Source organism: Shimia sp. R9_3 (genome assembly GCF_017743755.1).
In the GTDB taxonomy this organism is placed as follows: domain Bacteria; phylum Pseudomonadota; class Alphaproteobacteria; order Rhodobacterales; family Rhodobacteraceae; genus Shimia.
The window spans coordinates 23,771-47,988 of record NZ_JAGHRP010000013.1 but is presented as its reverse complement, the minus strand read 5'-3'; the positions used below and the strand labels follow the sequence as shown (position 1 = coordinate 47,988).

The following is a 24,218-nucleotide window of genomic DNA, read 5'->3' as shown; positions in this document are numbered from 1 at the left end:
TCGGCAGATAGATCACAACGCGGTCGCCTTTGCGCACGCCCATGGTTTCCAGCACATTGGCCATGCGGCAGACCCGGCGGTGCAGGTCAGCATAGGTGATCGACTGCGCCTGCTCGTTGGGATCATCAGGCTCCCAGATGATCGCGGCCTGATTGCCACGGGTTTCCAGATGGCGGTCAATACAGTTGGCCGCCACGTTGAGCGTGCCGTCCTCATACCATTTGATGTCGATATTGCCCGGCGCAAAGGAGGTGTTCTTCACCTTGGTGTAGGGCTTGATCCACTCCACACGCTGGCCGTGCTCGTTCCAGAACCCTTCAGGATCCGCCAGAGAGGCCGCGTACATCGCGTCGTATTTTGCTGCATCAATATGTGCATCTTTGGTCAAATTGGCTGACAGCAAAGACTTTGCGGGTGCATTGGTATCCAGTGACATTGAGGCTCCTCCCTCGATGATAAAATACAGTATCTCCCCCCTCAGGCAGTCGCGCCCGAGGCCTCAGCTTCAAGAATACGGAGGTGAGAAAACAAGTGAACAAGTCTCAGAGAAAAAAGAAAAATTCTGTAAATAGCTTTCCCGACATGCATCCTAATTTGTAAAGAAGTTCTCCGGTACGCGGAAAAATTCCTGCACACTAAGGATTTAAGGGGAAACTTAAGGTCTCACGCCCGGCCAGCGAAGTTAGGTGGAGTCGCGATGTTATCGCCAACACTTGGTGGCGCCGAACTGTGACATATGGACTGCGGCAAATAGTTGGGCCGCAGCATCGTATTATTTACCTCTTAGAAAACTGCGTAAATCTGAAGCTGGAGGATCACCCTCGGCGGGTGACCGAAGCTGGGCAGCTCTATCTGTTCAAAGGTCTACCTAAAATAATGTGTTCCGTACCTTGGCGTTTCCAAGTACCTTTAAGCCGGACGCCAACGTGACCTAGACTCGCTCATACGAGCAATAGACACACGGTCAATATTTGACGTTGATCGCAAACTAGGTCTAACGCTCTCGAACTCAGTCAACATCTGCGAATTTCCCTTGGAGAAACGCGCTTGCGCCTTAAACTGTATAAAAGAGAGACCACAGATTTAAATTGTGAGAGAAACGTGACAGGAGCTGATAGGCTAAACCATTGGCTGATTTCGGAAGGTCGGTTGCTTGGGGATGAAGCTCAAATCGTGAAAGCCTATTGCGAAGGCTTGGTGAAATTGGGAGTGCCCCTGAGCCGTGCTCGGATTGCACAAAACTATGCCAACCCACTGCTCAGTGCCTGGGGAATCATTTGGACTCCCAAAGCCACCAAACGCTACACGGTCCCAGCTGCGGTCTTGGCCACCGGTTCTTGGCGAGGCAGCCCTTTCGAATACGTCGTCACACATAGCCGCTCGCTGCGCAAACGACTGAACCACCTAGACCTGAGCACCGAGCACCCAGTCTACGCTGAGCTTGCGCAATCCGGAGCTACCGACTTTCTGGCCGTCCCACTTGAGCACGGCAACGGTTCTGTCCAAGGCACAAGCTTCACCACGAATGCAGAAACAGGGTTTTCGGAGCGGCACATTTTCTACATCGAAAATACACGCCATGCTCTCGCCGCGGCGCTCGAACCCATCGCAGTACGACACTCGCAAACAAGCCTATTGCAAACATATCTCGGGAGAGGCCCTGCCAAAGAAATTGAACGGGGGCATATTAAGCGCGGAGAACATCATACAGTCTCAGCCGCGATCCTCTTTGCCGATCTCCGCAACTTTACATCAAAGGCTCAGGCCTTATCCGAAGCAGACTTGCTGCTGATGATGGGCGACTACTTCGAACTGGTTGCCCCCTCTATTCAGGAGGCAGGAGGCGACGTGCTCAAATTTATGGGAGACGGCATTCTGGCGATATTTGACATCGACAATTGCTCGATTAACTCCTGTAAGGCTGCCGTTCAGGCTTCTCGAAAATCATTGATCCGCCTGCAAGAACACAACAGCACTGCCCTTGCTAAAGGCCAGGAGATCATGGAGTTTGTTATTGGTATCGATTTTGGACAAGTGACTTTTGGCAATATTGGCAGCCCCAACCGGTTGGATTTTACTGTTGTAGGACCGACAGTAAATGTGGCCAGTCGCGTGCAAGATCTATGCAAGAACCTCGACAAGAAGATCCTAGTGACGCAGAGCGTTGCGCAGCACTTGCCATCAAAAGTGCAATCCGCCGGTCGACACCTCATTCGTGGACTACCTGAAGAAATCGAAGTTTTTACTGTTTAGGTAAGGTAAATATGCCTTTTGATGCGGAAAACAGCGCGCTTATTGCACCAGGCAATTTACCCAAAGAGATCCGTAGAAAGGTACTTTAAGCCAGAGTCACAGATGACGACGGCTACTGTCTGGCCCTTATGAGGGCCTTTTAACAATTCGATTGCCCCAGCTACGTTTGCCCCTGCAGAGAAGCCGGCAAAAATCCCCTCTAGCCGCGCCAGGTCGCGCACGGTTTGGCGCGCAGCGCCCCCATCTACTTGCAAGAACCCATCCCACTTTAAGTTTCGCAAAAAATCGAGATCGGCCATTACATAGCCACCACCTTGGATGGGATGATCAGGCTTGACAACATCTTGCCCTGCAATCACCGCAGCACCTTCAGGTTCGATAGGATAGCATTTGATGTTAGAATTTTTTGAGCGCAGAAACTTAGACGTACCTGCAAGAGTTCCCCCGGATCCGACAAAATCGCAAAACGCGTTAATTTCGCCGCCGGATTGCTCCCACAGCTCGGGGCCGGTCATTTGTTCATGAGATCCGGGGTTGCCCGCACGGCGGAATTGATCTGCGCGGAAGGCATGGCGATCTCTGGTCAAGTCGGCTGCAACGCGATCTACTTCAGCCAGATCAGCACCTGAAACTTCTCCCGGTCGACTGCCAGGCAACTGATCCACCAGAACCACCTCGGCGCCGAGCGCGGCCATCATGCGCGCGCGCTCAGGCGAGTTGCCTTTCGACATAACCGCTACAAAAGGATAGCCTTTTATCCCGCAAACGATGGCCAGACCGGTACCCATATTCCCGCTCGTCAGCTCTACGACGGTTTGGCCCGGTTTGAGGGAGCCATCACGTTCGGCGGCCTCAATGACACCAAGCGCCGCGCGATCTTTTTTGGAGAACCCGGGGTTCAGGTGGTCGAGCTTGGCGAGGATCGTTCCCTCGCAGTCATAATGCTTTACCAACCGGTCAAGCCGAACCAGCGGCGTATTCCCAATGGCCCCAAGAATGGAAGTGTGCGTGTTCGTCATCGTGTATCTCTTCAACAGCGTTTCTTAGGTCCAGTTCAGAACAACCTTGCCAGATTGCCCAGATTTCATTGCAGCAAAACCTTTAGCGAAGTCATCCACATCGAACTGGTGCGTTATAACGCGACTGACATCCAGTCCATTCTGCAGCATGGCAATCATCTTGTACCAGGTTTCGAACATTTCCCGACCGTAGACACCTTTGATAGTGATCGCCTTGAATACGATATGCGACCAGTCGACCGGCGACCTGCCAGGCGGAATGCCCAAGAGTGCAATCTTGCCCCCCATCACGAGGGCTTCGATCATCTGGTCCAGAGCAATTTGCGAACCGGACATCTCAAGCCCCACATCAAAACCCTGTGCCATACCCAATTCCGAGATGACATCATGCAGATCTTCGGTTGTGACATCGACGGCCCGGACAGTTGGTGCCACGTGTTGCGCCAGCTTCAGGCGATCTGGGTTGATATCGGTGATGACAACGTTTCGTGCGCCGGCGTGGCGCGCCACAGCCGCGGCCATGATGCCTATCGGACCTGCACCCGTTATCAAAACGTCCTCCCCCAGAAGGTCAAAACTGAGCGCGGTGTGCACAGCATTGCCCAGCGGATCTAAGATCGCGCCAATCTCATCAGGAATATCATCGGGGAGTGGAATTACGTTGAATGCAGGCAACTTTAGATACTCCGCAAAGGCCCCTTGTTCATTCACGCCAATTCCACGCGTACCTGGATCCAGATGAAATTTTCCGGCGCGGCTTTGGCGGCTGTCGCTGTTTATCAGGTGGCCTTCTCCAGAGCAGCGCTGGCCGATTTCAAGGCCAGTCACGTCTCTGCCGATCTCAACAATTGTACCTGCGAACTCATGGCCTGTGATCATTGGGTAGGGCACAGTGTGGGCTGCCCAGTCATCCCAGTTCCATATGTGAATGTCTGTGCCGCAAATACCGGTTTTGTTGATATGGATCAGCACTTCGTCCGGAGCGATTTCCGGAACCGGTGCCTGTACCATCCAGAGCCCTTCTTGCGGCTTGGATTTCTCTAGAGCCTTCATTGTATTTGGTTTCATGAAATGACTCCAAGTGCTCGGCCAACCTTTCCGAAAGCTTCCAGAGCACGATTCAAATCGTCTTTGGTCAACGCTGCATTCATTTGTGTTCTGATCCGTGCTTGCCCGTGTGGGACAACAGGAAAAAAGAATCCGGAGACATATACACCTTCGTCAAACAGCCTGTTGGCCATCTCTTGTGCAAGAGTTGCCTCACCCAACATGACGGGTATGATCGGATGCTCACCGGGCAGAAGCTCAAATCCCAATCGGGCAAGCCCCGCGCGCCAATAGCGGGCATTTTCAAAGAGTTTCTCGCGAAGGTCGCCCCCTTCTTCGACCAGTCGGATGGCTTCTAGACCAGCTGCGACAATGGCGGGCGGGAGCGAGTTTGAGAACAAATAGGGCCGCGCCCGCTGCCGTAGTAGGTCGATCACCGGCTGCGGTCCAGCGATATAGCCGCCAATGGCCCCTCCAAGCGCTTTGCCCAGAGTACCGGTTAGAATGTCCACATCAACGCCAAAATGGTCTGGCGTGCCAGCACCTCGCGGCCCCATGAAGCCGGTGGAGTGGCAATCGTCCACCATCACGACCGCATCATAGTCTCTGGCCAGCTTCGTGATTTCAGGCAGGTTGGCCAGATAGCCATCCATGGAAAACACACCGTCTGTGGCAATCATAATGTGGCGTGCGCCTTCATTGCGTGCGTGTTTCAGCGTCGCTTCCAGATCATTCATATCGTTGTTCGCGTAGCGATAGCGCTTTGCTTTGCAAAGCCGCACACCATCAATGATCGACGCGTGGTTCAAACTGTCAGAAACAATTGCATCTTCAGGCCCGAGCAGAGGCTCAAAAAGCCCGCCATTTGCATCAAAGCAGGCAGCAAAGAGAATAGCATCGTCCTTGTTTAAAAAGCTGGCCAGCTTCTGCTCAAGTTCACGATGAATGTCCTGTGTTCCACAGATGAAGCGTACCGACGCCATGCCAAATCCCTTTGGGGCCATGGAGTTTTTGGCGGCGGCTATAAGGGCCGGATGATCAGCCAAGCCAAGGTAGTTGTTGGCGCACAGGTTGATAACCGTCTTTCCCCCAACTGCAATCTCACCGGCTTGAGGCGACGTGATCATTCGCTCGCGTTTGTACAAACCCTCAGCCTCGATCTGAGTGAGTGTGCTTGAGATATGGGATAGGAATGCTTCCGGCATGTGCGACCTCCGTTGATGGAGGCATGTCTATCATAACGGATTTAAGTCCGAAATAGGAGATTTCCGCTTTGATGGAAAATTTCCACCAAGCAGGAACTCAATCGAAGCTATATGTCGCTTCTGTTGAAAGATTTTTGGAAGCCCCTAGCTAGCACGCGCGCTTAAGAAAACCTGCCATCCAATCCACGCTTTTTGACGTGTCGTCCCTTCCCGTGAGCGACTCTAAACCCGTCGATGCCGCCGATCCCATGCGTTCCTTTCGACGATTGATAAGATCTGCATTGAGCTCGGACGTGAAGTCAGGGTGCTGTTGGATTGCTAGGAAATGATCACCAATAGTGAAGCCGCTGTTGGGGCAAAAATCACTGGATAAGAAGACCTCAGCGCCTACAGGCAGGTCCGTCACTTGGTCTTGGTGCATTGCGTGCAGCCAGATATCGAGCTCCTTTCCGGCCCACTCTGTATCCCGGATCACATCCACAGGCATCAAACCAACGCCCCATCCCTTCGAAGAGCGGGCCACCTCGCCGCCAAGCGCATGTGCGATGGCCTGATGCCCGTAACATATGCCGATCAGAGGAATTTTGCCTGCGTGCAGACGTCGAATGAAAGCAAATAGATTGTCCTGCCACGGGAAATTTTCAAAAACTGAGTATTTGCCGCCTGTGATGAGATAAGCGTCAAACGCGAATGGGTTTGGCAGTGAATCTGTAACTGCACTTATGACCGTCCAAGTCGCATTGGGTAGATGCGGCTCCAGAGATTGTCGGAACCTCACCGGGGAAGGTGGATGCTTTGGTTTCTCGTTTGGATCACTGTGTCCGATGTGAAGTATACATATTTTCATAGTGTTTGACCGTGCTGACTGACAGGAGCGTGTTAGAGCGATCGTATCACCTAGGCGTGGAGCAAAAAACGGTATTGCCTAATTTGATAGGTCCATAAGCGCTCACCCTATAAGTTAAAATTATGGAGAGAGAGGGTAGATCAATAAGCTTTTTTGGTTCTGCAACTGCCCGTAGCCTTGGTTCAAATTTGCTTCAAACAAAGGTTAAGAGCTAAGCCATGTTGATAGAAACCAGCGAAGACACCGCGGCCCATCTATCCGACGTCGTGCGTGTGATTGAGAAGAACGCACCCCTGATGCTGTCGTTTCCGCATTCGGGAGACGTTTATCCAGAAGACTTTGGATTCGACCCCAAACTTACCTACGCAGAAATTGACCACCCGTCAGACAAGTACGTCGATGAACTCTTCAGCGGGGCAGAAGCCTTGTCACTTAGCACCATCAAAGCGAACTTTCCGAGGGCCTATGTCGATGTCAATCGGCATCAGCACGACATTGACGCCAACATGTTAGAAGATCCAGAAAACTGGCCAGGACGATTTCTGCCAGGATCGGTTGATGTAGGCGCGACGCTGTTTTGGTCGAAGGCCTATGGCACACCGATCTATGATCGCAAGCTAAGCAATGCCGAAGCAAAGCGCAGACTCGCTTGCTATTTCATTCCTTATCATCAGACCATGACCCGCATGATTGAGCATCTGCGCGACATGCATGGTGAGGTCTACATTGTGGATTGTCACTCGATGACCCAGTTCGACGCCGAGATGCGCGGGGGTAAACAGCGGCCAGAAATCGATATCGGAACGCGCCGCGGAACGTCTTGCGACCCAGACATTGCCGAGAAAATGGCAGAGCTGTTTGCCGCTCGCGGGTATGATGTTGGCATGAACAAGCGCTTCATCGGTGGGGAGATCACGCTGCGGTACGGGTGGCCCGAGATCAATCAGCACATCTTGCAAGTGGAGCTTCGCCGCGACCTTTACATGACAGAGGCAACGCGGGAGCGAAATGAGAACTTCGCGAAAGTACAGGCGGACTGCGCCTGGGTTTTGCAAGAATTCAAAACATTCATTGAACACCGCACCGGCGGGGTAAAACAGCCCCAACCAAACAAAAAATGAGAGGAGGAACACCCATGAAAACGGCTTTGGCGATTATAGGATTGTCCGCTGCATTGACTCTACCCGCGGCCGCTCAGGCAGAAACGCTACGGATGGCATTCTCCTCTGCACCACGGTCCATTGATCCCTATCCCTTTGGCGGAACACCCACGGCTTCCTTGAAAGAACACGTTTTTGAAGCTCTGGTGGCTGCAGACGACTCTCCACTTCTGGCCGAGAGCTGGCAATGGACCAGCCCCACATCTCTAGAGGTGAAGCTGCGCCAGGATGTTGCCTTCCACGACGGAACGGCGCTGACGGCCCGTGATGTGGTTTATTCGGCGTGTCGTATGATGCGCCTGATTGACGGCAAGCGAAATTTGCTAACCAGTTCGATGGGGCCAATCACTGATGTGGTCGCGGTAGACGATCATACTGTCCGTTTTGAAATGAAAGCGCCGTATCCGCTTTGGATTCAAAAAATGAAGTTCCTGTCGATATTGCCTGCGGCAGGTGCGGATACTCCAGAAGGGCCGATTACCTATGATGACCAAGGTGATTGCGGCGGCATCACCTATCCGACGCGAGCAGAATTTGAAGCGGGCGGCGCCGCGATTGGAACCGGGCCATACAAATTTGTGAGATTTGATAAATCCGGCGAAGCAGATTTGGTCAAAAATGCCGATTATTGGGGCGGTGCTCCCGAGTGGGACGAGGTACAAATCAGAACCATCGGCAATGCCGGAGCGCGTCTTGCGGGCTTATTGGCGGGCGACTTTGATCTGATTGAAAATCCAACAACAGAAGATCTGCCCGGCTTGAAAGCCAATGAAGATCTGACTTACACCGCTGTACCGTCTTGGCGTTCAATCTTCCTAGTTCTGGATGTGAATGCAGAAGGCGCCAAAGGTGTGCGTGCAGAAGATGGTAGTGCACCGCTCGCAGATCAGCGGGTGCGCCAGGCAATGTCGTTGGCGATCAATCGCCAGGCGATTGCCGATAGACTCTTTGGAGGAGAAGCGACTGTCGCAAATCAGTTTTCTCCAAAGTATCGCGCTGGGGCGCCGGAACTCGCGGAGTTGCCCCATGATCCGACTAAGGCCAAGGAGCTATTGGCAGAAGCGGGATATCCGGATGGCTTTGAAATCGATTTTTATGCCCCGTCTGATCGCTATGCTAACGGCGCGCGGGTAGCTCAAGCAGTGACGCAATATCTCTCGCGCATCGGGATTAAGGTGAACCTCAAGACTGAACCCTGGTCGGTATTTGCGGGGAAACGTCGTGAGAATGAACTGGGTGTCTTCATGTACGGCTGGGGACACCCTCAGGGGCCTGCGCAGATGATCTCCTTCGCATTCGCCTCAAGAGACAAAGAGCTTGGTTTGGGCTCATCAAACTACTCGAACTACCAAAATGATGGCTTTGATGCAGCGATGAAAGCTTGGGCTGTCGAAACTGATGAAACGCAAGCCAACGCCTATCTCGGTGAAGCGATGCGGATTGTCGTCGATGAGTTGCCCGGCATTCCACTCTACTACCAGCATACGATTTGGGCGCATCGCGCCGATCTCGAAGTGAACGGGCGTCAGGACGAGCGTACCAGCGCCACCACTGTTAGCCGTAAGTGATCACCTAAAACCGCAACAGATTGCCGAGCCTGCTGTAGGCTCAGCAACTCACTAACCGCCGGAGGGGCATTATGTTGAGTTTCGTCACTAAGCGACTTGGGCAAAGCGCCGTGTTGGTGCTGATCATGTCGGCCCTGGTTTTTGTGGGGATGTATGTTGTCTCCGATCCGGTCGCTGTACTCGCCGGGGAAGACTTCACAGAGGAAGATCGCCTGGCGTTGGCGCAGGAACTGGGCGTAGATCGACCGCTCTTCCTCCAGTATCTGTCCTTTTTAGGGAATGTGCTGCAAGGGGATTTTGGGACATCGTTTGTCTACAATCGTCCTGTCATGGATCTGATTTTGGAGCGCTTGCCAGCAACTTTGGAGGTGGCCTTCTTTGCCATGTTCATTGGCTTGGTGGTTGGTATTCCGCTGGGTGTGTACTCAGGGTTGAACCAGAAGAAACGCAGCACTAAAGCCATCAGTTTCTTCACCACCGTTGGCTATTCCATACCGAACTTTTGGCAGGGCGTTTTGCTGATCATGCTGTTCTCGGTTTGGTTTAAGGTTCTGCCTGCCTCGGGCCGAGGGGATACCGTAGATGTCTTCGGTGTGGGTTGGTCAGTGTTCAGCCTTGATGGTCTGAGCCACCTTATGCTTCCGGCCCTAAACTTGGCGATTTATACAATTTGCCTGCAAGCGCGACTTGCAAGGTCGGGCACACAGGAAGTTATGTATCAGGACTACATGACCTTTGCGCGCGCCAAAGGGATCAGTCGGGAACGTATCGTTCGCCGCCATCTTGTGCGTAACATTCTCATTCCAATTGTGACAATTACAGGTTTGCAGCTGGGTGGTCTCATAGCCTTTGCAACAGTTACCGAGACGGTTTTTTCCTGGCCCGGCATTGGCAAATTGCTTCTGGACAGCATCCACAATTCGGATCGCCCGGTTGTTGTCGCCTACCTGATCCTGATCACCCTCATGTTTGTCACCATAAACTTTGTCGTCGATGTGCTCTACGCGCTGCTCGACCCACGTATTCGTTATACTTGAGGAGAAAGAGATGCCTGTTGATACCACAACTGCTGACATTGGAAGCCCTTCTTCTCCAGATAAGCCGGAACCCAGATTTTTGGAAAATGTCGCCAAAATCTTCAGAGGTCATCCGGCAGCTATCTGTGGGTTGATTGGAATTTCAATCTTTATCTTTCTTGCGATTTTTGCCCCTCTGATTGCGCCCCAAGACCCATATGACCAGACACGACTGGATATTCTGGACGGCCTTTTGCCACCTGGCTCGACGCTTGGTGATGGCACGACCAGTCTGCTTGGCACCGATGCATTGGGACGAGATATTTTATCGGCCGTGCTCTATGGATTGAGGATTTCGCTCTTTGTCGCATTGGTCGCTGTAATTGTTGGCTCTGCGATTGGGGTTTTCATGGGGCTTCTGGCGGCAATGAAAGGCGGCTGGGTCGAAACCGTAATCATGCGGACCGTCGATCTGAAAATGAGCTTTCCCGGGATTTTGTTGGCGCTGATGGTGCTCGCAATTTTTGGGACAGGCATCGACAAAGTCATCATTGCCCTCATTATCGGTGCCTGGGCATCGGAGGCGAGGTTGGTCCGCGCGGTCGCTCTGTCAGAGTTGAAGAAAGACTACATTCACGCAGCCCAACTTGCAGGATTGTCTGACTGGCGCATCATGGGACGGTTCCTTTTCCCGAACTCAATCTCTCCAGTTCTGGTGGTGCTACCCATGTCCATTTCAAGCGCAATCGGAGCAGAGGCAACCCTTTCCTTCCTAGGAGTGGGCGTGCCCATCACCGAGCCCTCTTTGGGTTTATTGATCGCCAATGGCAACGACTACATCTTGTCCGGCAAATGGTGGATCAGTATTTTCCCAGGCCTCGTTTTGGTTGGCATGGTGCTTTGTATCAACGTGGTGGCAGATCGTTTGCGTGATCACGCCAACCCCTATCTGCGCGGCAAGGAGTGAACCATGACTGATCAGCTTGTACACGTCGAGAACCTGACCGTGGCCTATCCGATGGCGGACGGTGCAGTTTTCCGGGCGATTGACGAATTTTCCATGGCCGTTAAGCGCGGACAAATTGTTGGCGTCGTAGGCGAAAGTGGTGCTGGAAAATCGACCATCGGCAAAGCGACGCTAGGTTTGCTTGATGAAAATGCAGTGATCGACACCGGAGGCGTCATGCTTGATGAGGTGATGGTCACACGGCTGGAAGAGCACGCATTTGCGGACATTCGGGGCTCCAAAGTCGGATATATTTATCAGAACCCGATGACCGCGCTCAATCCAGTTCTCACCATTGGCGAGCAGCTGATCGAAGCGATCGAGGCCAATACGAACAAGCGCGGGCAGGATGCGCGCGCTTATGCGATTGATCTGTTGGAGCAAGCGGAAGTCCCTCTGCCTGAAGAAAGATTGAGCAAGTATCCGCATCAACTTTCGGGTGGCCTGTGCCAGCGTATTGTTTTTGCTATCGCAATCAGTGCCAAACCGGATTTGATTATTGCGGATGAACCGACAACAGCACTTGACGTCACAGTACAGAAGGCTGTGCTCGGAACGCTTGTCAAACTCACACGCCAAGAGAACATCGCGATTATTTTGATTACGCACGATATGGGTGTCGTGGCCGAGATGTGTGACTATGTTTATGTTTTGAGACATGGGAAACTTGTTGAGGAAGGCACCACTGCGCAAGTGCTGAGCAATCCCAGCGAACCCTATAGTCGGGAATTGATGGCGGCGATCCCGCGGATCGACCACAAAATCGAGCGCTTTGCTGTGCCTGGCGGTCTGGGTAAAGCGGAAGATCGCAAGCGTGCCATAGATTATCTGATGTCTCGCAAGGCAGATGCGGGCGTTGAAGGGACGCCACTTTTGAGTGTGAAAAACCTCTCAAAGACATTTGCGATGAAGGCCACAGCCTTAAAAGCAGCGACCGATTTCAAAGCAGTATCTGATATAAACTTCGATGTATTTCCAGGGGAGACGTTGGGGATAGTCGGCGAAAGCGGGTCCGGGAAATCGACGGTTGGCAAGATGATCCTAGGACTGCACACGCCAGATCCCGGATATGAAATCACGTACAAGGGCCACAACATCGACGATCTGACATCAAAGGCGCAAAAGCTCGCTCATCGTCAGTCGCTGCAGTGTATTTTTCAGGATCCGTACTCTTCTCTCAACCCGCGCATGACGGCAGGAGATAACATCACTTATGCCCTTAAGGCGCATGGCGTGCTCAGCCGCGCGCAGGCGCGTGAATTGTCTGGCGATCTCATGGAACTTGTCGGCTTGCCTAGGGCATCGGCTCGAAAAATGCCCCATGCGTTTTCTGGTGGAGAACGCCAAAGAATTGGCATTGCGCGGGCACTGTCGTTCCGACCAGATTTCATTTTCTGCGATGAGCCAACCTCTGCCCTGGATGTGACTGTACAGGCGGAGTTGTTGAATCTTATGAAAGATTTACAAGAGCAACTTGGGCTCACACTGCTTTTCGTCAGCCATGACCTGGCTGTTGTGAGACAAATGTGTGATCGCGTTATGGTGATGTGCGCGGGGGAGGCTGTGGAAATTGGAGCCTGTGACAAAGTTCTGGTTGCGCCGGAACATGAATACACTCGGGGCTTGCTTGCCGCGATGCCAAGGTTCCGCCCTGAAGAGGTGACATAAGATAGGTTTGAGATCTCCGAGTACTTGTGCTGGGATGCAATGGCAGCTTTGCATTGGATGAGGCGACACCATGGCTGACGGCATTAAGTCCAACCGAATTAGACGGCTGAAACATATTGAAGCGTTTTCAGCTGTGATTTCGACCGGTTCGTTTTCTGCGGCGGCGCGCCAACTTGGTGTTTCTCAACCTGCGATCAGTCAATTGATCAAGGTGCTGGAGGATGCCATCGGCGCACCGCTATTTATCCGCAGAAACGGTGCGGTTTTCCCGACAAGCCGTGCCGAGAGCTTGCGAGAAGATGCGGTGAGTTTGCTGGCACATCTGGATCGCTTCCAGGCGCAGTTGAGCTATGGGCGCACGGGCGTGCTATCAACAGTGCGGCTGACCGCGTCGATGAGTATTGCCAGCGAACTGTTGCCCAGTATTGTGAGCGAAATCGTCGCGGATCATCCAGATGCGATGTTTTATGTCAGCTCGGTGCCCCTCTCCTCAATGGTGCAATCTCTCATTCAAGGGCATGTTGATTTCGCCTTTCATACCCGCCCGCTTGAGCACCCTGGGCTGCACAACGCAAAAGTTGGCGTTGCACCCCTAGTGGCAGTCATGAGAGCGGATAATCCATTGGCTGCGGCAAAATCTTTGAGCGTCCGCGATTTTGCAGGGCAGCGCATTATTTCCTCAACACGCAACGATCCGGCATTCCACTATTTTTCCAAACTGTGGCACGAAAATGGTGTTTCCATAAAAACAGTTTTGCAATCCCCGTTTGCTGGCTTCGCCATCCGCATGGTGGAGGCTTTGTCCGCAGTCACCTTCAATAACGCCTTGGTGGCAGAGAAAATCTGCGATCGAGACCCCAACTTGATCATGCGGCGTGTAGAAGGCGTGGACTTCGAAACGTCCTTTTTTCTGGCCTGTGCTGATTGGCAAAAGGGATCAGACACCCAAGAGAAACTGATCGCTGCCTTTGAGACCCTTGCCGTCAACACCTCAACGGAATGATTATAAAGTCAATCCAAAGTTCACTTCGGTTAGACACTACACTGCTGGGTGAAGGTTTCTCGAAGAGATCTGCTGTATGCCATTTTCCGTCGCAAAACACCTAGGCGCAGGCCAGTGTGAGTGGTGGTTGGCTTTGCAAAAAATCTGCGATCATTTGAATAGCTATGGGCGTGGTTGCGGCACTAAGATCGGCAACAGTCACTGCCGAACCGTACCCTTTACGAAGAGTCCCGATGTGCCCTGTAAAATCAGCGAAAGGCTGTTCTATGGCCAGCAGGTAGCTATCAAGCGTATAGCCGCTGATTGGGCGATACTTCTTTGTAAGCACGAGCTTTGCACCTTTAGGAACTTGCATCACTTGCTCCACGAATTGGGTTTCACCACCCGGATTAGTCTCGACCAAAGACAGATGGTTCGCCGCCTGGGATTTCAATGGGCTTAGATGCGTCTGGTAGTTGCTAGGTCGTTTGGCAACAGATCCGCCGAGCGCCAAAGTCACCGCATGAAATCCGTGAAAAACACCGATGGTTTTTAGCCGTAGTCCGTTCAGTTCACGGACAAGGAAGTTTAGCTTCTGCTGATAATCGTATGAGCGCTTTCCTCGCCCACAACCCACAATAAAGTAGGCATCATACGCATCGGAAATAGGCACATTGCCTTTTGATGCGTCTAGAAGGCTCCACTCGGCATCCGGCAAATGAGGAGCCAGCGCATTGCATAGTCGATCCGTCTCGGGGAGGGAGAGAGGGGAGGTGTAAGGAACCTCGTTTCGACCAAAATAGACTAGGCAAAGTTTCATGCTGGCTCCTCGCTCGCAATATAAATTGACGTAGCGTAATTTTAGTGCCGCTCAAACCATATTGAACTAGATTATGGAGCCATAAGATTGACCCATAATAGACTATTTGGACTTCTGGACGTGGGACCAGGACGATTTTAGCTAGAGTAAATAGGCAATCGCTTCAGCGTTTAATTCACCACTCAACCCCACTGCTCAAGGCACCTAAAACGAAAAGAGCTACAGCTTTTCCGGACGAGTTGGTGTCTTTGAAAATGGCCGTGTCTGGCCCCACTCTCTGTACTATCGGTTTTTGTATCTGACAGCGAAGCGTGCGCACTTCTATTCAGGGAATCTTTAGTGTCATGTGTGACATCAGGCCCTGGTATCATAGCAACTCCATAGGCCAGCCAATGCTCGCAGTATTCAGATCGGTTTCCGGCAAAGTTATTGCATCAATAACTGCTGTTTTTGTATTGGTGACTTTCACCTTCTCTGTTTACACTGTCGTCAACGAAACCCGTGCGGTGAAAGCTCAAATTCTGGAAAGCGCGACACAACGTGGCAAAGAAGTTTCTCAAGGCCTGACCAGTCAACTTATTGAAGCCACGTCCGCGGCAGCGAGTCTTGCAGGCTCGCTTGCCAGCTACATGGAAAGCGGTGTCTCCGAAACGTCAAAACTGATTGAGATTATGAGAGGGGTACCAGGCCAATATGACCTCGTTTTCACCTCTTGGTTTGCTTCTATTATTGACGGACCGACTGAGCAGTTCATTTCAGGAGAAGCAGGGCGAAATCCTGAAGGCGTGTTTGCACCCTATTGGCTTGAAAACGCGTCAGGTGGCTTGGACTTCAACCCCTTCTCCTACGCAGCTGATACCACCGAGGAATGGTACGCGGCACCTCAGAGCAGTGGTCAAAGTGTTATTACCGAGCCCTACCTGTCTTCCGAGGGAAATCTGCTAACAAGTGTTTCGGTGCCGGTGAAGGTCCAAGACCAGATTGTGGGCTTGGCTGGCGTCGACATAGAGCTTGGGGAACTCTCCAGCTTTGTAAATGCGGCCTCTTTTTATGACGGCGGGCGCGTTATGCTTCTTGGTCAGGGCGGAAAGTGGCTTGCCAACAGCGATCCTGCTCTACTGACCAAAGAGTTTTCAGGAAAAGGTCGTGACGCATTCGACGCCGCAATCCGCACCGGCGAACCTCAAATCGCCAACGAAATGCCAAATGGAGCAACGCGCCTGTTCCTGCCCTTCAGCGCCTATGGAATGAACAAAACATGGGCGGTTGTTCTCGATGTACCGCGCGAAGTGTTTGTGGCTCCAGTGAGACAAAGACTCATTGAAAAACTGGTCGAAGAATTCATCATGATCGCACTCGCAATCTTGACCGTTTTCTTGTGCGTTCGTTCGATCGTCGGCCGTCCAATTGGAAAAATACTGAATGTCATCAGAGATTTGTCAGGCGGAAATGTGGCCAATCCCATTGAGTTGCCTAAGAGCCAAGATGAGATCGGCGTCATGGCGGATTCCATTGAAATTTTGCGCCAGGGCTTAGCGCAGAAAGATGCCCTTGAAGCGGCTCAGAGGAAAGAAAAACTGCAGCAAGAAGACGTCGTTCGCACGCTGGCAAATGGCCTCCAGCTCCTGGCTTCCGGGCATTTGGACGCGCAAATTGCAGAGCAGATGCCTGAAGAATATGAGCGGCTGCGTGTGGACTTTAACAACACCGTAGAACAGCTCGCGAACCTGATCAGCTCAACCGATGTCTCCGCCTATTCCATCGACGCCGGGCTGAGAGAAATCACGACAGCGTCTAATGATCTTGCGCAGCGCACCGAGCAATCTGCCGCACAATTGGAAGAAACCGCTGCCGCGCTGGATGAGATGACCAAATCGATCACGAACGTTGCCCAAGGCGCGCAAGAGACAGAGCAATTGGTGGACCAAGTCAACCGCAGCGCCGTGAATAGCACGGCAGTGGCGCGCGATACGGTCAAAGCGATGGGGTCCATTCACGAGACGGCGGAGAAAATCACGCAAATTACCGGCATGATTGATGACATTGCGTTCCAAACAAACTTGCTGGCTCTGAACGCAAGTGTGGAAGCAGCGCGTGCTGGCGACGCAGGTTTGGGCTTTGCGGTTGTTGCTTCAGAAGTGCGGAGCCTCGCGCTTAGATCGTCAGATGCGGCGCATGACATCAAAAAACTTATCAACACTTCCAGCGAACAGGTCGGTCACGGTGTCGAACTGGTCGATCGCACAAGCGCCTCTTTGGAAGCGATGCTGAACGCGTTCGTTGACATCTCAGATCATGTCAAAGACATCTCCAAACAGGCACGCGAGCAGTCTTTGGGAATTTCCGAGCTCAACACGGCCATGGGGCAATTGGAAAGTACGCAACAACAAAATGCGGTCATGTGCGAAGAGACCGCGGCGGCATGCGGGGTGCTCGATCGGGAGACCAGCAAGCTTTCCAAATTGGTGTCCGATTTCCGAGCGGATGAGGAGGGCACAGAACTTCTCCTGGCCTCCTAACAAGGTCTGCCATTCCCAGCTTTAGTTGTGTTAGAAGGAATTGAGGAGCCGGTTGGTCATACCCCTAATCATGGGCGTTTCCTTGAGGTCTCTTTAATTTCTGACTAGTTCAAAACGTCAACATTAAACGCGCGGGACGGAGTTAGAGCGAACTAGCCCGAAACCATCGAACCCGCTGCAAGCCACAAAACGGAGAGACCCGCAGTGTTCAGAAATCTAAACTTTGCTCTCCTCAGCTTCGCCTTCGTAATTGCCGCAGTTGGGGAGGGACGCGCCGAGCCTCAGGGTGCGACCATTCTGACCGTGACCGGTGACCTTTCACACGGAGAAGAAGTCACCTTTGATCGTGATCAGCTGAAAGAAATTGGCTGGGAGACCATCACAACAGAGTCTCCGTTTTTGGAGGGAGAGCAAACCTTCACAGGCACGCCAATGTCGGCTCTCTTACGCTATCTAGATATTGAAACCGGTACGTTTGTGGCCTTCGCGCTAAATGACTACAGCATAGAGATCCCGTTGAGCGATGCGCGCAAATATCAAGTATTACTCGCGCTGGAACATAATGGACAGGCTATGCGAATTCGTGACCGCGGCCCGATTTGGATTATCTATCCAACTACTAAGTCAGACTCTTTAGATGTTAACGCTGAAAGGCGTATGGTTTGGCAACTCAAGCAACTGGACTACACGCGCTGACGTCGTGTAACAATCAAGATGTCTGAGCACCTCAGAAGCTTTATCAACCTGCGAAATTTTAGGACGCTGATTGCCCTCGGGCTATTGGTTTCTTTGATGTTTGTTTTCATTGCGAACCAAAGAGATATTGAAGGCCTACGGAAGCGTTCCCTTATTGGCAGCAGCGAAACTATTTGGCGTCTCAACGATGTAATTGTAGATACGCTTCATTTTGGATACTCCACTAGCCTCGTATTCACCGGGGACCCAAAGACGGTGTCGCTCAGTGAAGTAGATCTTCAAGATGTTATACTTAGATTCGAGTTACTTTGGAGCAAAGTTGACATCGCGCTAACTTCAGATCTGCGGTTTTTTGAAAGTTTCTATGATCCTCTCTACGCACTCAAATCGACGCTGATTGAACTTGACCCCCTGCTTTTGGACGAAAGCGCTTATGATCCCGTGCAACTTCTCAGCGCAGCGCAGGATGTTCAAAGGCTTGGCTTTGTATTGCAAAAAACTTGGCAAGACTCATATACCAATCAGGTTTTTTCGAAGCGTGAACTTGAGCAATTGGCTAGGTCACGTGGGATCGTTCGCGAGCGCTTGGTGCTTGTGCTGATCGCCATACTAGTTGTTTATCTGTTAGCTGAAGCCCGCATCGTCTCTCGCGCCAAACGAAAAGAAGAAGACTTGCGCGCAGAAGCTAAGGCAGCCTCAATGGCGAATGAAGCGAAGTCACGCTTTCTTGCAAATGTAAGTCATGAAATCCGGACACCGCTGAATGGGATCATTGGTATGTCTGGCGAGCTCCTAGAAACTCCGCTGAGCGAGGACCAGAGATCATGTCTCACCATTGTATCGCATGCCGGCGATTTGCTGCTGAAAACCTTGAACGATGTTTTGGATCTCTCAAAAATAGAGTCTAGTGAATTCGAGCTAGAAAACAGCGTGTTTGATCTCCACCAAACTCTACATGCAGCGGTCGAACTCTACACAGCGAGCGCTCGCGAAAAGCAGATTTCCCTTATTTTGAGCCCATTGGATGGGTTGCCGCGCTTTGTGCGCGGTGACAAACAGCGGGTAAGCCAAGTACTGCACAATTTGATAGGCAACGCCATTAAATTTACTGAAAACGGCACCGTTACGCTTCAAGCGTCATTCATCGGCGATCGTGCAATTTGCCGGTTTGAAGTGTGCGATACGGGGCCTGGAGTCGATCCAAGCGTACAAGAAAAAATCTTCGAACCATTCTCTCAAGCAGACAACAGCGTTACGCGCTCCAAAGGTGGCACCGGCCTTGGGCTTGCGATTTCCCGCAGCTTTTGCGAGGCGATGGGCGGGCGCATTGGGGTAGCGACTAATTCTGGTACAGGCTCGAAATTTTGGTTTGAGTTGCCATTGCCCGAGCAAGAAGCACCAATTGAAGCCAGCTCAAAGCAAGCACCTAAACTGGTAGAGGTGGCAGGCGATCAGCTTTTGCTGCAAAAGAAGCGGCTCCTGATTGTCGACGACAATGCGACAAACCGCTTCGTGCTGAAGCGCTTTCTCAAAGATACTCCGCTCCAGATTGACGAGGCAAAAGATGGGAAGGAAGCTGTAGAAGCTGCTTCCAAGACTACATACGATGTCATCCTCATGGACATACAAATGCCTGTTATGGACGGCATCACCGCCTCGAACGAAATCCGGAAACTGGAAATAGCCAACGGCTCGCAGGCCACGCAAATCATAGCAGTCACTGCAAATGTTATGACACATCAAATAGAAGAGTACCTCGCGGAAGGTATAAACGAAGTCCTCGGAAAACCAGTTTCAAAACAAGAGTTGCTCGCCAAGCTCGCGGCAGCTCAGTCGACCTAAAATATATTCAAGTCAGCACCCTAGAAGCCACGATTGTCTCATAGAACTCGGACAATCGCGCCTGAAATGCCGCGTGGCTAAACTCCGCCTTCACGCGTTCTTTGGCGCGTGTGGCGAGGACCTCTGCGGCTTCCGGATTTGCAGTCAGGTGCAACAATCCTTGGGCCATCGCTTCAGGCGTTGGTGCAACCAAATGAGCGATATCTTCGCCAATCACCTGGGTGTGGGTTGATAGGGCTGTTGCGAGCAGCGGGCGGCCGCTGTCTAGGTATGAATAGACCTTCATCGGAGTGTTGACACCTTTTAGTCGCGGAGACACGACGATGTCTGCGGCGCTCAGATATGCTCCAAGTGCAGAAATCGGACGCGGCCCCAAAAAATGGCTGACGTCGCCGATACCGAGATCAGCGGCTTTGGCTTTATATCGCGTAATGTCTTCGCTGGCCCCGCCAATCACGACCAGATGCATCCGCCTTTGAGGGAGGGCGCGGGCAAGACCTTCCATCAGCAGATCCAACCCTTGGTAGTGTTCAAGATTTCCAACATACATTGCCACGGGAGCATCAAACCTGGCATCAGATGTGTCGACATCGTCCTGCTTTATCAAGGCTCCGTCGAGCAAGCTGACATCTGTGATAGTTTTGACAGGCAACTCTGGCGCATTGGCGCAGGCAATGTGTTCCAGCGCCGGGCAACATGTTATTGCAGCAGTCGCGCGCCTAAGTGCGCCACGTTCCGTGGCTTCGAGCATACGTTTAATGGGCCCAGGGAGGTTATATTTCTCCTCGATTTGCATGGGAATAGAGGAGTCTAGATCAAATACATAAGGCACGCCAAAGATCGGTTTGAGCCATCGCGCGACGTAGGCCATTTCCTCGACTGCGTGGATAACATCATAGCGGTTGCGCGATAATTTTGCGATGGCCATAGCTGTCATCAACAGGTCAGCGAAAGCTTTTTTTCCGGAAAAGCCGGGGCGAATGCCGCGCAATAGAGCCAGATCGGCTACCCGAAAAATATTGACCCCCTTTATTTCCACAGGATCACCCTCAGCGAAGGTGAGCATATCGATCTCATGTCCCTTTGCCGCAAGGCTTTCAAGCAGCATGAGCACAGCAATCGGAGTGCCGCGCAGAGAGAAAAATGGCTGCGGCGCTAGGACTAATATTCGCATCAAGGCATCTCAAATTTAATACTGCTATTTCCGCCGAAATCTTGTGGCGTCTTGTCTAAAAAACCGCATTTTCTACCGCTAGGGCACCTGCAGTGAGGACCAGTCTCCAAACTCTCGCAGCATTTAGTCAAACCAATTTTGCCTGAACATGTAAATAATCCTGCCCCGTTGCAGGAATTCCAAGCCTTACAAAGCAAGGCTAGAGTGCTAACCATTTAGATGACTGATGCATTCGCGCAATATAGCGGCGGCTTATTGGGGCGAGACTTAATTCGTTGTCGTTGCGATTGTGCCGTTAGGCAAAATAGTGATAAGGAATGAGGTGTTAAGCTGATTAAATAACTATAATTTTTGTTCATTTTTTAATTGCGCCGACAGTCACTCAGTTATGGGGCTGTCGGTTCTGAGACTTTATGATGAAGAGTGACTTCGCTGAAAAAATCGGAATTGCCTTTGTAGGTTGTGGCTATGTTGCTGATCTGTATCAGGCCACCCTTAGCAATTGGACCGGGCTGTTAGATCTCAAGGGCGTACACGATATTTCCCTGGCTCGGCAGAGGCAATTTGCCAGCCACTATGGCGTCCCGCAGTATGACAGTTTGGATGCGATCCTTACCGATCCGAACGTCCAGGTTGTTGTCAATCTCACTCCGCCAGCGCAGCATTACGCTATCTCCCAAAAATGTCTCTCTGCTGGGCGACATGTCTATTCCGAAAAGCCGCTGGCTTTGAATTTGGCTGAAGCCAAGCATTTGGTAGGTTTGGCACAAGAGAAAGGGTTGCACGTTGTTTCCGCACCCTCGAGTTTTTTGGGGCCAGCAGGACAGACTCTCTATCAGGCGGTTCGCAACCGAGAGCAGGGGGCGCCGCGTCTCGTTTATGCTGAAATGGACGACGGCATGGTGCATCGTATCGGCTATGAGAATTGGAAGACGGCTTCTGGCGCATATTGGCCGGCGGAGAATGAATTTGAGACGGGCTGCACATTGGAGCATGCCGGATATGCGCTGACTTGGCTTGTGGGCATGTTCGGCCCTGTACGACGGATGGTGTCTTTTGCAAAATGCTTAGTGGCAGACAAGGGACCGGATACGCCAGCCGGCTACACCACACCTGATTTCACTGCGGCCTGTCTGGAATTTGATGATGGATTGGTCGCACGGCTAACCAACAGCATTGTTGCGCCACACGACCATCAATTCCGTATTATGTGCGATGACGGTGTTTTGAGTGTCGACGAAACCTGGGATTTTTCCTCACCTGTACGATCCATTCCTTTACCAACAACCCGTCTGCAACGGGGGGCAAAGAAGCTCTTGGGTTTGGATTTTGGCAGGCGCCTGCAGCCGGAAGCCTCGCGAGAAATTTCCACGGCTAAGCGTGGATATCCGATGGATTTTGCGCTTGGTGTCGCAGAGATGGCGATGGCGCTTAAGAGTGGTGCGGCCCCGCGTTTGGGCGGCGAGTTTTCTCTGCACATCACTGAAGTGTCTCTCGCCATTCAGCATCCGGAGATCTTTGGAGCAGAATATTATCCTACTTCAGCACCCGAAAAAATGGAACCGATGAAGGTGCTTGAGCCTTCTTGATCTCCAAACGGGATACGACCTTGGGTGTCCCGCTTATTCTTGGCTGCTCGCGTTTGACCAAACCAAAGGGTCCTCAGATGTACCGCGTTGTCTCTTCCGCATCGCGAAGATGACACCACCTGCCACAGCCTGAAGTAAGACCATTCCAAAGCCAATCCAAGCTAGTGATATGGCCTGTGCAGCACCAATCCCAAAAGCTCCAAAAAGGTACACGAAAATCTGCTCGCGGATGCCAATACCGTTGACTGAGGCAGGGATCATCATGACAAAAAGCGAGATCGGAATGATCCCAAAATAGATCCAAACAGGAATTTCAATGCCAAGTGCTACTCCAATTAAATAATAATGCAGCACTACGTTGGCCTGAAATACAAATGAAATTCCCATACATTTGTAGACCGCTCCCATTTCGGATCCAAAGGCTCGAGATGTTTCACCAATCTTGCCAGCTATACTCTGGAGCTTTTGAGTGCCGGGCAGACTAAGGGTTTGCGTTTGGCGACTTTCTTTGCGCATCAATGCAAGGCTAGTACTAGCAATTAAAAGAAGTACAAAAACCGCCAAGAGTATCCAATGAACGCCGGTTTGAGCAACAATATCGCGCCCAACGAAAGGCAGGGCTAGCGCCGCTAAGACGAGCAGTCCAAACATTCCAGTAAGTCGCTCAACAAAGAGAATTAAGAAGGAGCGCGTGTAGGATCCTACACGGTCAGAAATGTCGTAAGCCCGCATAAAGTCGCCACTCATCAGGCCTGGCAAAAATGCGTTAAAGAATATTCCGATTGTGTAGGCTCGGATCAGTTCCATTAAAGGCACGTCAAACTTCTGAGCAACCAAGAGAATCTGCCAACGCCAGGAGCACAGCAGATAACCAAAAACATTGAGGGAAAATGCCAATAGAAGGATTGCTGGGTCAGCGTGGCCTATGGCCACCCAGATTTCATCCATGTTGTCTACTTGCGTGTAAAGCAAATAGGTCAGCAAGCCGATGCTAATGACCGCCTTGATCAAGAATGAGATCATCGCCCGAAGACGACCCTTACCAGCTGGCGTTTCAGACATTTTCTTCGGTACGCTTTCGAATGAGTTTCGCCGGAACTCCCCCCATAATGCTGTAGGGTTCCACATTTTGGGTCACCACAGCCCCAGCGGAGATGATGCTGCCATGTCCAATCCGCACACCATCGAGCACACGTACGCCTGAACCGAGCCAAACATCATCTTCGATGTGAATGCCAAGACAGTTTACCCCCTGAGAGATCATAGGTGTGTTTAAATCTGCAAATCCATGATTTCCGGCTATGATATGGCAATGACCTGCGATCAGGGCGTTGTCGCCAATGGTTAAGCCGCCGTGGCCATTCAATATAGTATAGGCACCAACAAAGCTGTTGCTCCCAACTGTGATGCTTCCTTCGTATCCAGTCTCAAACCGGACACCCGACATAATTTGCGACTCCGCACCAACTGAAACGGATGCCTCTGTGCTCTTGATGTCAAAGACCGTGTTTTCGTCAACAAGTGTACCCTCTTCCAGAGAGAGACGTTGTGGACACCTCAAAGTAACGCCACGGGAAATCACTACGCTTTTGCCAAGTTTGCCAATCAGGGCACGGTAGATCTTTTGTCGTAGCAGTAGCCCAAGCGCGCCGGGCAAATTCATAAGAAATAGTGTGCAAGCTTCATACTTTAGCAGATCAAAGAAACGTTCGCTTCCAACGATCCGCTGCTGGTAGTTTTTGAGTGCACTTTGCTTGCCTGGCTGCAATCTGTTGTTACTGAAATTTTGCGTCATTCGCCGCTTTCA

The 24,218-nt window shown here is 51.7% G+C and carries 20 protein-coding genes; 11 read left to right on the top strand and 9 right to left on the bottom strand.

Annotated features, from left to right (window positions below):
• Positions 1 to 436 (bottom strand): acetyl-coenzyme A synthetase N-terminal domain-containing protein (locus tag J7412_RS20475; RefSeq protein WP_209081244.1); only part of this gene is annotated, 436 nt, incomplete at its 3' end.
• Positions 437 to 1,101: 665 nt separating this feature from the next.
• Between J7412_RS20475 and J7412_RS22135 the strand changes: the two genes are divergently transcribed.
• On the top strand, positions 1,102 to 2,253 hold the full coding sequence (locus tag J7412_RS22135) for an adenylate/guanylate cyclase domain-containing protein (protein ID WP_209081242.1): 1,152 nt from the start codon (positions 1,102 to 1,104) through the stop codon (positions 2,251 to 2,253).
• 56 nt (positions 2,254 to 2,309) lie between these two features.
• On the opposite strand, the gene J7412_RS20465 is transcribed toward J7412_RS22135, so the two are convergent.
• The 4 genes from J7412_RS20465 to J7412_RS20450 form a co-directional block, all read right to left on the bottom strand.
• Positions 2,310 to 3,272: a cysteine synthase family protein gene (locus tag J7412_RS20465; protein WP_209081240.1), complete on the bottom strand. Its 963-nt coding sequence runs from the start codon at positions 3,270 to 3,272 to the stop codon at positions 2,310 to 2,312.
• A 24-nt stretch (positions 3,273 to 3,296) separates the two neighbouring features.
• Positions 3,297 to 4,325 (bottom strand): L-threonine 3-dehydrogenase, encoded by a 1,029-nt coding sequence (gene tdh, locus J7412_RS20460; protein ID WP_209081248.1) that lies wholly within the window; start codon positions 4,323 to 4,325, stop codon positions 3,297 to 3,299.
• An 11-nt stretch (positions 4,326 to 4,336) separates the two neighbouring features.
• Positions 4,337 to 5,524 carry a glycine C-acetyltransferase gene (locus tag J7412_RS20455; RefSeq protein ID WP_209081238.1) on the bottom strand — a complete coding sequence of 396 codons (1,188 nt, stop codon included), beginning with the start codon at positions 5,522 to 5,524 and terminating at the stop codon, positions 4,337 to 4,339.
• A gap of 148 nt (positions 5,525 to 5,672) precedes the next feature.
• Positions 5,673 to 6,371, bottom strand: a complete 699-nt coding sequence (locus J7412_RS20450; protein WP_209081235.1) for a type 1 glutamine amidotransferase — start codon at positions 6,369 to 6,371, stop codon at positions 5,673 to 5,675.
• A gap of 218 nt (positions 6,372 to 6,589) precedes the next feature.
• On the opposite strand from J7412_RS20450, the gene J7412_RS20445 reads away from it, so the two are divergent.
• The 6 genes from J7412_RS20445 (at position 6,590) to J7412_RS20420 (ending at position 13,792) form a co-directional block, all read left to right on the top strand.
• The gene (locus J7412_RS20445; RefSeq protein ID WP_209081233.1) at positions 6,590 to 7,492 is read left to right on the top strand and encodes an N-formylglutamate amidohydrolase; all 903 of its coding nucleotides are present in this window, start codon (positions 6,590 to 6,592) and stop codon (positions 7,490 to 7,492) included.
• Positions 7,493 to 7,506: 14 nt separating this feature from the next.
• Positions 7,507 to 9,099: an ABC transporter substrate-binding protein gene (locus tag J7412_RS20440; RefSeq protein WP_209081231.1), complete on the top strand. Its 1,593-nt coding sequence runs from the start codon at positions 7,507 to 7,509 to the stop codon at positions 9,097 to 9,099.
• A gap of 71 nt (positions 9,100 to 9,170) precedes the next feature.
• The gene (locus J7412_RS20435; protein ID WP_209081229.1) at positions 9,171 to 10,136 is read left to right on the top strand and encodes an ABC transporter permease; all 966 of its coding nucleotides are present in this window, start codon (positions 9,171 to 9,173) and stop codon (positions 10,134 to 10,136) included.
• 10 nt (positions 10,137 to 10,146) lie between these two features.
• On the top strand, positions 10,147 to 11,082 hold the full coding sequence (locus J7412_RS20430) for an ABC transporter permease (RefSeq protein WP_209065767.1): 936 nt from the start codon (positions 10,147 to 10,149) through the stop codon (positions 11,080 to 11,082).
• 3 nt (positions 11,083 to 11,085) lie between these two features.
• Positions 11,086 to 12,789 (top strand): ABC transporter ATP-binding protein, encoded by a 1,704-nt coding sequence (locus J7412_RS20425; RefSeq protein ID WP_209081227.1) that lies wholly within the window; start codon positions 11,086 to 11,088, stop codon positions 12,787 to 12,789.
• 70 nt (positions 12,790 to 12,859) lie between these two features.
• Positions 12,860 to 13,792 (top strand): LysR family transcriptional regulator, encoded by a 933-nt coding sequence (locus J7412_RS20420; RefSeq protein WP_209081225.1) that lies wholly within the window; start codon positions 12,860 to 12,862, stop codon positions 13,790 to 13,792.
• 100 nt (positions 13,793 to 13,892) lie between these two features.
• Here the strand turns inward: J7412_RS20420 and J7412_RS20415 are convergent, their stop codons facing one another.
• Positions 13,893 to 14,591 carry a hypothetical protein gene (locus tag J7412_RS20415; RefSeq protein WP_209081223.1) on the bottom strand — a complete coding sequence of 233 codons (699 nt, stop codon included), beginning with the start codon at positions 14,589 to 14,591 and terminating at the stop codon, positions 13,893 to 13,895.
• Between the two features lie 392 nt (positions 14,592 to 14,983).
• On the opposite strand from J7412_RS20415, the gene J7412_RS20410 reads away from it, so the two are divergent.
• The 3 genes from J7412_RS20410 to J7412_RS20400 all read left to right on the top strand — a co-directional run bounded on the left by J7412_RS20410 (position 14,984) and on the right by J7412_RS20400 (position 19,648).
• Entirely contained in the window at positions 14,984 to 17,110 is a 2,127-nt protein-coding gene (locus tag J7412_RS20410; protein ID WP_209081221.1) for a methyl-accepting chemotaxis protein, read from the top strand.
• Between the two features lie 204 nt (positions 17,111 to 17,314).
• Complete coding sequence (locus J7412_RS22130) at positions 17,315 to 17,806, top strand: molybdopterin-dependent oxidoreductase (protein WP_209081220.1); 492 nt, start codon at positions 17,315 to 17,317, stop codon at positions 17,804 to 17,806.
• A gap of 18 nt (positions 17,807 to 17,824) precedes the next feature.
• On the top strand, positions 17,825 to 19,648 hold the full coding sequence (locus J7412_RS20400; RefSeq protein WP_209081219.1) for an ATP-binding protein: 1,824 nt from the start codon (positions 17,825 to 17,827) through the stop codon (positions 19,646 to 19,648).
• A 7-nt stretch (positions 19,649 to 19,655) separates the two neighbouring features.
• On the opposite strand, the gene J7412_RS20395 is transcribed toward J7412_RS20400, so the two are convergent.
• Entirely contained in the window at positions 19,656 to 20,822 is a 1,167-nt protein-coding gene (locus J7412_RS20395) for a glycosyltransferase (protein WP_209081213.1), read from the bottom strand.
• Positions 20,823 to 21,235: 413 nt separating this feature from the next.
• On the opposite strand from J7412_RS20395, the gene J7412_RS20390 reads away from it, so the two are divergent.
• On the top strand, positions 21,236 to 22,411 hold the full coding sequence (locus tag J7412_RS20390) for a Gfo/Idh/MocA family oxidoreductase (RefSeq protein ID WP_209081211.1): 1,176 nt from the start codon (positions 21,236 to 21,238) through the stop codon (positions 22,409 to 22,411).
• 33 nt (positions 22,412 to 22,444) lie between these two features.
• Here the strand turns inward: J7412_RS20390 and J7412_RS20385 are convergent, their stop codons facing one another.
• Entirely contained in the window at positions 22,445 to 23,473 is a 1,029-nt protein-coding gene (locus J7412_RS20385; protein WP_209081209.1) for a lysylphosphatidylglycerol synthase transmembrane domain-containing protein, read from the bottom strand.
• Positions 23,466 to 24,206 carry an acyltransferase gene (locus tag J7412_RS21935; RefSeq protein ID WP_247744032.1) on the bottom strand — a complete coding sequence of 247 codons (741 nt, stop codon included), beginning with the start codon at positions 24,204 to 24,206 and terminating at the stop codon, positions 23,466 to 23,468. Before J7412_RS21935 ends, J7412_RS20385 begins: the two co-directional genes overlap by 8 nt.
• Positions 24,207 to 24,218 lie beyond the last annotated feature (12 nt).

Coding starts and splice junctions, on each gene's coding strand:
- J7412_RS20435 (WP_209081229.1), top strand. CDS start 9,171: ATGTTGAGTTTCGTCACTAAGCGACTTGGGCAAAGCGCCGTGTTGGTG.
- J7412_RS20445 (WP_209081233.1), top strand. CDS start 6,590: ATGTTGATAGAAACCAGCGAAGACACCGCGGCCCATCTATCCGACGTC.
- J7412_RS21935 (WP_247744032.1), bottom strand. CDS start 24,206: ATGACGCAAAATTTCAGTAACAACAGATTGCAGCCAGGCAAGCAAAGT.
- J7412_RS20390 (WP_209081211.1), top strand. CDS start 21,236: ATGATGAAGAGTGACTTCGCTGAAAAAATCGGAATTGCCTTTGTAGGT.
- J7412_RS20425 (WP_209081227.1), top strand. CDS start 11,086: ATGACTGATCAGCTTGTACACGTCGAGAACCTGACCGTGGCCTATCCG.
- J7412_RS20430 (WP_209065767.1), top strand. CDS start 10,147: ATGCCTGTTGATACCACAACTGCTGACATTGGAAGCCCTTCTTCTCCA.
- J7412_RS20410 (WP_209081221.1), top strand. CDS start 14,984: ATGCTCGCAGTATTCAGATCGGTTTCCGGCAAAGTTATTGCATCAATA.
- J7412_RS20400 (WP_209081219.1), top strand. CDS start 17,825: ATGTCTGAGCACCTCAGAAGCTTTATCAACCTGCGAAATTTTAGGACG.
- J7412_RS20415 (WP_209081223.1), bottom strand. CDS start 14,591: ATGAAACTTTGCCTAGTCTATTTTGGTCGAAACGAGGTTCCTTACACC.
- tdh (WP_209081248.1), bottom strand. CDS start 4,325: ATGAAGGCTCTAGAGAAATCCAAGCCGCAAGAAGGGCTCTGGATGGTA.
- J7412_RS20450 (WP_209081235.1), bottom strand. CDS start 6,371: ATGAAAATATGTATACTTCACATCGGACACAGTGATCCAAACGAGAAA.
- J7412_RS20420 (WP_209081225.1), top strand. CDS start 12,860: ATGGCTGACGGCATTAAGTCCAACCGAATTAGACGGCTGAAACATATT.
- J7412_RS20440 (WP_209081231.1), top strand. CDS start 7,507: ATGAAAACGGCTTTGGCGATTATAGGATTGTCCGCTGCATTGACTCTA.
- J7412_RS20385 (WP_209081209.1), bottom strand. CDS start 23,473: ATGTCTGAAACGCCAGCTGGTAAGGGTCGTCTTCGGGCGATGATCTCA.
- J7412_RS20455 (WP_209081238.1), bottom strand. CDS start 5,524: ATGCCGGAAGCATTCCTATCCCATATCTCAAGCACACTCACTCAGATC.
- J7412_RS20465 (WP_209081240.1), bottom strand. CDS start 3,272: ATGACGAACACGCACACTTCCATTCTTGGGGCCATTGGGAATACGCCG.
- J7412_RS20395 (WP_209081213.1), bottom strand. CDS start 20,822: ATGCGAATATTAGTCCTAGCGCCGCAGCCATTTTTCTCTCTGCGCGGC.